Source organism: Sinomonas sp. ASV322 (genome assembly GCF_030908245.1).
Classification (GTDB): Bacteria; Actinomycetota; Actinomycetes; order Actinomycetales; family Micrococcaceae; genus Sinomonas.
Map to the genome: position 1 here is coordinate 579774 of NZ_JAVFJJ010000001.1, position 8244 is coordinate 588017.

The 8244-nt window shown below is 66.9% G+C and carries 8 protein-coding genes; 4 read left to right on the forward strand and 4 right to left on the reverse strand.

Going from position 1 to position 8244, the window contains the following annotated elements; translation table 11 throughout:
• Nucleotides 1–3 precede the first annotated feature (3 nt).
• On the reverse strand, nucleotides 4–966 hold the full coding sequence (locus RBS12_RS02660; protein WP_307964485.1) for an EamA family transporter: 963 nt from the start codon (nucleotides 964–966) through the stop codon (nucleotides 4–6).
• 78 nt (nucleotides 967–1044) lie between these two features.
• On the opposite strand from RBS12_RS02660, the gene RBS12_RS02665 reads away from it, so the two are divergent.
• The 3 genes from RBS12_RS02665 (at nucleotide 1045) to RBS12_RS02675 (ending at nucleotide 5614) form a co-directional block, all read left to right on the forward strand.
• Nucleotides 1045–1935, forward strand: a complete 891-nt coding sequence (locus tag RBS12_RS02665) for a LysR family transcriptional regulator (protein ID WP_307964486.1) — start codon at nucleotides 1045–1047, stop codon at nucleotides 1933–1935.
• Between the two features lie 400 nt (nucleotides 1936–2335).
• Entirely contained in the window at nucleotides 2336–3379 is a 1044-nt protein-coding gene (locus tag RBS12_RS02670) for a substrate-binding domain-containing protein (protein WP_307964487.1), read from the forward strand.
• 27 nt (nucleotides 3380–3406) lie between these two features.
• Nucleotides 3407–5614: an ATP-binding cassette domain-containing protein gene (locus RBS12_RS02675; RefSeq protein WP_307964488.1), complete on the forward strand. Its 2208-nt coding sequence runs from the start codon at nucleotides 3407–3409 to the stop codon at nucleotides 5612–5614.
• A gap of 53 nt (nucleotides 5615–5667) precedes the next feature.
• Here RBS12_RS02675 and RBS12_RS02680 read toward each other — a convergent pair whose 3' ends face one another.
• Nucleotides 5668–6129, reverse strand: coding sequence for a GyrI-like domain-containing protein (locus tag RBS12_RS02680; protein WP_307964489.1), 462 nt, complete (start codon nucleotides 6127–6129; stop codon nucleotides 5668–5670).
• Between the two features lie 23 nt (nucleotides 6130–6152).
• Nucleotides 6153–6467 (reverse strand): hypothetical protein, encoded by a 315-nt coding sequence (locus RBS12_RS02685; protein WP_307964490.1) that lies wholly within the window; start codon nucleotides 6465–6467, stop codon nucleotides 6153–6155.
• Between the two features lie 121 nt (nucleotides 6468–6588).
• On the opposite strand from RBS12_RS02685, the gene RBS12_RS02690 reads away from it, so the two are divergent.
• Nucleotides 6589–7170: an AAA family ATPase gene (locus RBS12_RS02690; RefSeq protein WP_307964491.1), complete on the forward strand. Its 582-nt coding sequence runs from the start codon at nucleotides 6589–6591 to the stop codon at nucleotides 7168–7170.
• Nucleotides 7171–7419: 249 nt separating this feature from the next.
• Here RBS12_RS02690 and RBS12_RS02695 read toward each other — a convergent pair.
• A partial coding sequence (locus RBS12_RS02695; protein ID WP_307964492.1) for an IS1249 family transposase occupies nucleotides 7420–8244 on the reverse strand: 825 nt, incomplete at its 5' end.

Sequence of the window (8244 nt, forward strand, 5' to 3'; positions counted from 1 at the left end):
CCGTCAGGGCGCGCGGCGCGATTCTTCCGAGAGGCCTTCAACGGGCGACGGCGGCGCGGACCTCGAGCGCTGACCCGGACTGAGCTGCCCCGCGAGGAGCGCGAGCAGCGCCACGCCGAAGCCGGCGCTCTGGATTGGCGCGAGAGGCTCGCCGAGGAGCAGGGCGCCGATGAGCGCCGCGACGAGCGGGGACAGCAGCCCGAGAAGCGCCGTGGCGGTGATGGGGAGTCGGCCGATTCCGCGGAACCACAGCACATAAGCGAACAGTCCGCCCACGGTCGCGAGCCACGCATAGCCCCCGGCGGCAGCCAGATCGAGACGCGGGGGCACTCCCTCGACGGCGAGCGCGAGGGGCAGCAGCACCAGCCCACCGCTTGCCAACTGCCACCCGGCCAAGGTTGCAGCTCCCACACCGGCGGGGCGTCCCCACAGCTTGGCGAGGGTCACGCCGAGTGCCATGACCACGGCCCCGCCCAGCCCGGCGGCGATGCCGAGGGGGTCAAAGCGGGCCGCCGGACCGAGCACGACCAGCGCGACGCCGACGGCGCCCACGACTCCCCACGCAATCCGCCACAGCGACGGCGACTCCCGCAGCACCAGAACACTCAGGCCCGCGACGATGAGCGGCTGGGTCGCTCCGAGCGTCGCGGCAACTCCTCCCGGAAGGTGCTCGGCAGCGACAAAGAGCAAGGGGAAGAACGCGCCGATGTTGAGCACGCCAAGGATCGGAGCCTTCCAGCGCCACGAACCTCTCGGCACGTGGCGCGTGAACGCGATCGCCAGCAGCCCGAGCGGAAGGGAGCGCAGGAGGGACGCGAACAGAGGGTGGCCTGCAGGAAGGAATTGCGTGGTCACGGCGTAAGTAGTGCCCCACGCGATCGGCGCAATCGAGGTGGCCGCGATCATGCCGATCGTCGTGGCACGATGCGGTCGGACCGCGGGACGGAGTGCTGTTTCGATACCCATATGAGCAGTGTCGAATCGTCAGATCGATACGTCCAACACATGTATTTCATGAGAGCAATCGTGATGCATCATTGATGCGTGGATCTCCAGCAGATGCGGTACGTCGTCGCCGTGGCAGAGACGCGCAATTTCACGCGGGCCGCCGAGCAGTGCTTCACCGTTCAATCGGCGTTGAGCCATCAGGTGGCCAACCTCGAGCGGGAGATCGGCGTCAGGCTGTTCGCGCGAACGAGCCGCCGCGTCGAGGTGACCGCTGCCGGGGAAGCGTTTGTCGCCGTCGCCCGCCAATGCCTCAGCGAGGCCGACCGGGCCGTCGCGGAGGCTCAGGCCGCCGACGGAATCGTCCGCGGGTCACTCGCGGTCGGGATGATCCCCACCGTCACGGCGGTGGACCTTCCGCTCGTCCTGCGGAAATACCGAAAGGCCCACCCCGACGTCACGGTAACCCTCGAGGTCGGGGCGAGCGACCGCATGGCCGAGCAGATCGCCGCCGGGGCCATCGACCTGGCCTTCCTCGGCCTCCCCGAGCACGAGGAGCCGCGCGACGTCGCCTACCGTCAGCTCGCGGCGGAGGCGCTCGTCGCCGTCGTCCCTGAGACCCACGCGCTCGCGCGCCAGCGGCGAATCAGACTCGACGCACTGGCTGGCGCCGAATTCGTGGACTTCCCGTCAGGCACCCCGGGACGGAACCAGAGCGACGGGGCGTTCCAGGCCGCGGGGCTCAAGCGCAGGGTAGCCCTCGAAGCCATGACCGTCGACCTCATGCTGCGCCTCGTCAGCAGCGACCTCGCCGTCGCCCTTCTGCCCCGCGGCTCCGTCGAGGGAGCCCCGGGAGTCGCCATCCTCGAGGTCGACGACGGCCCCCGGCGAGTCGAATACGTCGCCTGGAGCGAGTTCAACCCGAGCCCGGCCGTGCGGGCGTTCCTCGCGACGCTTGGTGACGCCGGGTCGTGGGGCGAAGCCTTGTGAAGAACAGGCTTCAGGCTTACAAAGAAGTCATGTATACCGAAGGACTCGTGATGTCGATTCACCGGTCCCGAGTCGCCAGTCAGCCCGATGCTGGCGTGCCGACACCCGTCAGTGGGAATCACCGCGAACTCCCGCGTTGACCTCAGCCTGGCTGCAACCGCCTTGATTCCGGCCCTGCTGCGCCAGATCCCCTGCAATCGCGGGCCAGTAAAAAGGAAAGATCAAGTTGGAACACCTGAAGGTCTCTGCACGAGGTCTCGGAACCACCCTTGCAGCCCTCTCCGTGTCGGTGCTGGCGGCTTGTAGCACACCAAGCTCCCCGCCTTCGACGAGCGCCGCAAGCTCCGGCGGACCCGTACCGCAGATCTCTGCGTCCGCGTTCACCGCCGACTTTTCCGCGATGAAGCAACTCACGTCGCTCGCCTCGCAGGGCAAGGGCATGGTCGGTGTGCTGCTGCCCGACACCACGACCTCCGCACGGTACGTCACCTTCGACGCCCCCTACCTGACGAAGGCCTTCGAGGCGGCGGGGCTTGACTCCTCCAAGTTCAAGGTCGACAACGCGCAGGGCAGCGCGGCGACGATGCAGACGCAGGCAGAGGCCGACATTACCGCCGGGGCCTCCGTGCTCCTGGTCGATGCCCTCGACTCAGGGTCGGGTGCAGCCATCGAGGCGACCGCTACTGCCCGCGGTGTCAAGGTGATCGACTATGACCGGCTCGTCAAGGGCGGCGCGAAAGATCGCACCTACGTCAGCTTCGACAACGTCAAGGTTGGCCAGCTGATCGGCCAGGGCGAAGTCAGCTGCCTCGCCGACTGGAAGGTCGCCAAGCCGAACATCCTCATCATGGACGGCGACCCGACCGACAACAACGCGAAGCTGTTTGCCCAAGGCTACAACGGCGTACTCAAGTCCCACTTTGACAGCGGCGAGTACGTGAACGTGGGCGAACCTGCTGGCACGTGGACGCCATCGGTGGCACAGACAACCTTTGCCCAGCAGTACACGGCGCACCCGAACATCAACGCCGTCGTCACCCCCAACGACGACAACGCCAACGCGGTGATTGCCTACCTGCAGAGCAAGAACATCCCGGCCAACACCTTCCCGACGACGGGGCAAGATGCGTCGCTGTCCGGCCTGCAGAACATCCTGAAGGGCTACCAGTGCGGAACGGTGTACAAGCCGATCTACTTTGAGGCCCAGGCTGCTGCCGCAGCGGCAATCTACCTGCGGGCGGGCGTGGACGTTCCTTCTTCGTTGGTCAATGGGAAGACGATGGATGATACGGCCAAGGCCGACGTCGCATCGGCGCTCCTGACTCCGCTGTGGGTCACCACGAAGAACATGGCGGACACCGTCGTCAAGGACGGCGCTGTGACGGTCGGCGCGCTGTGCGTCTCCCAGGTGAAGGACGCGTGCACCGCGGCCGGAATCCATTAGCCAACTCCAACAATTCCGGGAACAAGCGTGACTCCAGAAACGCCATCGCAGCCGGAAGCCTCGGCCCGGCCGGACGACTCCGTTCGGCCGGGAGCCTTGGCTCGATCAGATTCCGGGCCGCTGCTCCGCCTTGAGAGCATCGACAAGAACTTCGGGCCGGTGCAGGCACTGGTCGACGTCACCTTCGAGGTGCCGGGGGGGAAGGTGACCGCCCTCGCGGGGGACAACGGCGCGGGCAAGTCGGTCCTGATCAAATGCGTCGCAGGCATCTTCACCCCAGATGACGGCCAGCTTTTCTGGGAGAGCGTGCCTGTGCGGTTCAGTTCGCCGCACGAGGCCGCCGCCCTCGGCATCGAGACCGTGTACCAGGACTTGGCGCTGTGCGACAACCTCGACATCGTGCAGAACATGTTCCTCGGCCGGGAGCGACTGCGTCATTTTCTTCTTGATGAAGAGAGCATGGAGATCGCGGCCAGGGAAACGCTGTCGAGCCTGGCCGTGACGACGGTGCGTTCGATCCGTCAGCCCGTCGCATCGCTCTCCGGCGGTCAACGCCAGTCCGTGGCGATTGCGAAGTCGGTCCTCTGGAACTCGAAGCTCGTCATCATGGACGAGCCGACGGCGGCGCTCGGCGTCGCCCAGACCGAGGTCGTCCTTCATTTGATTCGCCAGCTCGCCGATCGTGGCGTGGCCGTCCTCGTCGTCTCCCACAATATGAATGATGTCTTCCACGTCGCGGACCGCATCGCCGTGCTCCACCTCGGTCGGCTCGTAGCCGTCCGGCCCGTCACGGAGCTGGACCGACAGATCGTGGTCGATCTCATGACCACCGGTTTGTCCGACCGCGCACGGCCAGAACTCGCGCAATCTCCGCAGTCCGTAGCCCCGATCGCCGTCGCCACGGAACCTCCCCTGGAAGAACAGACCGCCGCGGCTGCGGCCCCAGAAGAGCTGACGATCGTTCCCGTTGCCCCGGATGAACCGACGACCGCAGCCGCCAAGCGGGACGCCGCCCTGGCCCTCAACCCCGGCATCACGGCCACGTCGCTGCCCGATTACTTCCGCGCGGCGCTGGCGCGGGTTCGGGGTGGCGAGAGCGGCGTGCTGCCGGTGCTCGCGGGCCTGGTTCTGATTTCGGTGCTCTTCCAATCGCTGAACCAGAATTTCCTGACCCCGGGCAACCTCGTGAACCTGCTCATTCAAGGTTCCGTGTTCATGGTGCTGGCGATGGGACAGATCTTCGTCCTTCTGCTCGGAGAGATCGATCTGTCCATCGGATATGTCGGCGGCATCGGCGGCGTCATCATGGCCGAACTCGTCCAAGAAACGACCGGCTGGCCGTGGTGGGCGGCGATAGTAATCGGGCTGGTGGCCTGCGCTGGGATCGGAGTGCTGCAGGGAACGATCATCACCCGCCTCCGGCTGCCCTCCTTCGTGGTGACGCTGGGCGGCCAGCTCGGGTGGCTCGGTGTGATGCTGATCATCCTCGGCAGCGGTGGCGTGGTGCCCATCAACGACGTCGTCATCAACAATGTCGCGAGCGGAAACCTCAGCCCGATCGCCAGCTGGATCGTCATGCTCGCCATCGCCGGATTGTTCAGCGCTTGGACGTGGCTCCGTGACGCCCGCCGGCGCAACAGCGGGCTCGTCGCCCCGCCGGCGAGCGTGAGCGCGCTGAAGATCGCCGCTGTGCTCGCTGCCGGCATCGCGATCGTCTGGCTCTGCAACATCAACCGCGGCATTCTGATCGAAATCAGCGGTGTTCCCTGGGTGCTGCTTGTCGTGCTCGGGGTCCTCGCCGCCTGGACACTCCTGCTCGGCCGCACCCGGTTCGGCCGCTACATCTACGCCATCGGCGGCAACGCCGAGGCAGCTCGACGGGGCGGCGTCAACCTTGCGCGCATCCGCACGATCGCTTTCATGCTCGCTTCCCTCACGGCCGGCGTCGGCGGAATCGTCTATGCCTCGAGGCTCCGCTCGGTCTCGACCTCGTACGACGGCGGCACGCTGGTCCTCTACGCCGTGGCGGCGGCGGTCATCGGAGGCACGAGCCTGTTCGGCGGACGAGGCAAGGTGCTGCACGGCGTCCTCGGCGGGCTCGTGATCGCGGCCATCGACAACGGCATGGGCCTGCAGGGCTACAGCGCCCCGGCAAAGTACGTGGTTACGGCGCTCGTTCTCGTCGCCGCCGTGACGATCGACGCCGTCGCCCGTCGAGGTCGCGCCCGGACATAGGTCCAGGCCCGGACCAAGGAGGGGTGGCCCTCCGGAAGACCCCCGGTTCTGAGCTACTTGAGGAGGCGCACGACCATCGTCTCGGTGTCGGCCGCATCCGGCGTCGGATCTCCGTAGATTTCCCACGAGCGCCCGGCAGACTCCCGACGATTTGCCGCCATCCACTCGCCGATCGCGCTGTATGCCTCGTTCATGCGGTCGTACGGCCCCCGGTGAACTGCCACGGCAGCCTCTCCGCCCGGCGTTTCGGTCGCGTACACCTCCCCCGCCGTTTCAAAGGTGCGGGTAACCTCGACGCCGAACTCACACACGATAGGCTCGCCAGGTTCGTTCGAGTGGTGGTAGACGAAGATGTTGTGGCCGTCCGTCCACAGACCCGGCTGGCTGCGAATGAATTCCCAGACTTTGCCCAGTGCGGGACCCCATGCCGAGCCAATCTCATTCGGCGCGACCTGGCGCCGGACCGCGGCCAGCTTGCGCGGCTGAACGGTGTGTAGGTTGACCGCGACCGTCATGGCACGATCGTAATCCTTGAGTTTCAACGCGTCGACGAAGCTCCGGGTGCCCCAAGCCAGAGCGTCCAGCGGTCGACGCGCTCGGTGACCAGCACCGAGTCGTGCCACGGGTCGGCGACGAGCGCGTCCGCGGCAGCCGCGGCGTCGGACGCGCGGACGACGACGAGCGCGAGGCCCGCGTCGACGTCGTCCCCCAGCGGTCCCCCGAGGAGGACGACGCCACGGCGAACGAGGTCATCCATGAAGGCCGCATGCTCGTCCCAGCCATTCTGGGAACGTCGGCTTCTCTCCGGGTCCCACACAGGGCCGCGGCCAAGGGTGATCAGGAAGTGCTCCATGCCCCGACGCTAGATCCATGCTCCGCCCCGAACAACCCGTTTTGGGCGCTTTCGCCGGACACTTTTCGGCGGCATATGCGAACCTGCGGGTCGGTGCATAGGCACTAGTAGAGTCCGATCCATGATCGTTTGGCTCAACGGCACCCACGGGGCGGGAAAGACGACGACGAGCACGTTCGTCCAGCAATTGCTGCCCAACGCCCGCGTCCTCGACGCCGAGAAGGTCGGCGAGGTGCTCATGGACATCAAGCCGGGACTTCCCGCAACGGACAACTTCCAGCACTGGGGCCCGTGGCGACCGCTCGTTGTCGAAACCGCTCGGCGCGTGCTCGAGTACACCGGGGGCACACTCGTGATGCCGATGACCGTCCTGGTCGAGAGCTACTGGCGGGAAATCAGCGACGGTCTCACCGGGCACGGCATTCCGATCCAGCATTTCGTGCTCCACGCCGACCAGGCCACGCTCCGCGACCGTATACAGAACGACAAGGTCCTCGGACCGTCGACGTTCCGGTTCGCGTACTTGGAGCCATACGCCGAGGCAGCCCGTACTTGGCTGCACGGTGAGGCAGAGGTCATCGACACCACGCACATCACGGCCGACGAAGCCGCCCGCCAGATCGCAGATTCGGTGCTTGGCCGGTCAGGGCGGAACGTCCGGCCCGCTCGGGCAGTAGAGCCCGGGTCTAGAAGGTGGCGATAGCCGCTGTGGTGTGACTCACAGAGACCGCGTGGGTGACCCAGGCGGATCCCGTGAAGAGGTGGAGCAGGAAAGCCGACGGTTCAGGGACGTAGTTGGGCACGTCGCCCTCGAGCGCGAGGACGCTCTGAAGATGGGTGCTAGGGGCAATGGCCAAGGTGCTTCCCGCGAACAAGGCGGCGATCGGACGGTGCACATGCCTAGCCCCGATTCCAGGGTTATCGGTCAAAACGTGGGGATGGCCCGGGCGTGTCATCGGCTTCTGCCGGCCCGTCCGGTGCGTGCCCAGAGGCCTTCCTCGGCGGTCGTGGCGGTGTCGTAGAGGGCCGGTCCGATCCGTTCTTCCTCGGTCGTTGTCGGTGTTCGTTTCGGCGGTTCGCGGTGCTCTGGGCGGATGAGCTTGTGGGCCGGGGCGGGGTTTTCGGAGTGGGTGTAGAGCCACCATTCGACGGCGCGTTTCATGTGGTTCTGGCTCATGCCGCGGTGGTGCTTCAGGAGCAGGCGCAGCTGGGCGTTGACCCCTCCTTCGATCCGGTTTGTGGTCGAGGCGATCCGGAGGTCCTCGTGCTCGGGGGCGAGGTGGGTGAACAGCGTCCCGGCCTTCACGAGCCGCTCGAGCAGGTAGTACGCGGCGCGCAGCCGCTTGTGGGTGTACCACCACTGCTGGGAGGGCTTGACCCATGACGGCGCGGCCCCGGCCTCGCCGCGGTGGGTGCGCTGTTTGAGCATCGGGCCCCAGCGGGTGTGCCAGTCGTTCAGCGCGGTCGCCCAGGCGGCGGCCTCTTCGGCGGTCTTCAGGCGCATGAGCGCCTTGGAGAGGCGAAGGAGGGCTCTGCCGGCTTCGAGCCGGGGCCGATGGGTCAGGTGGGTGCGGACGTTGCGGTGAACGTGCACCAGGCAGCGCTGGACCCGGGTCTCCGGCCAGACCTTGCGCAGGGCCGAGGCCAGGCCGGCACCGCCGTCGCAGACCACCACGCGCGGGGCGGGGAAGCGCTCGAGCAGGGCCGCCCACGCGGCGGACTTCTCGGTGTCGCACCACTGCCAGCCGATCACGTGCTCCCCGGCCGTGGCGATCAG

What these genes read in the sequence shown, in the direction of transcription:
- RBS12_RS02690 (WP_307964491.1), top strand. Translation starts at nt 6,589, where the DNA reads ATGATCGTTTGGCTCAACGGCACCCACGGGGCGGGAAAGACGACGACG.
- RBS12_RS02660 (WP_307964485.1), bottom strand. Translation starts at nt 966, where the DNA reads ATGGGTATCGAAACAGCACTCCGTCCCGCGGTCCGACCGCATCGTGCC.
- RBS12_RS02685 (WP_307964490.1), bottom strand. Translation starts at nt 6,467, where the DNA reads ATGGAGCACTTCCTGATCACCCTTGGCCGCGGCCCTGTGTGGGACCCG.
- RBS12_RS02670 (WP_307964487.1), top strand. Translation starts at nt 2,336, where the DNA reads ATGAAGCAACTCACGTCGCTCGCCTCGCAGGGCAAGGGCATGGTCGGT.
- RBS12_RS02680 (WP_307964489.1), bottom strand. Translation starts at nt 6,129, where the DNA reads ATGACGGTCGCGGTCAACCTACACACCGTTCAGCCGCGCAAGCTGGCC.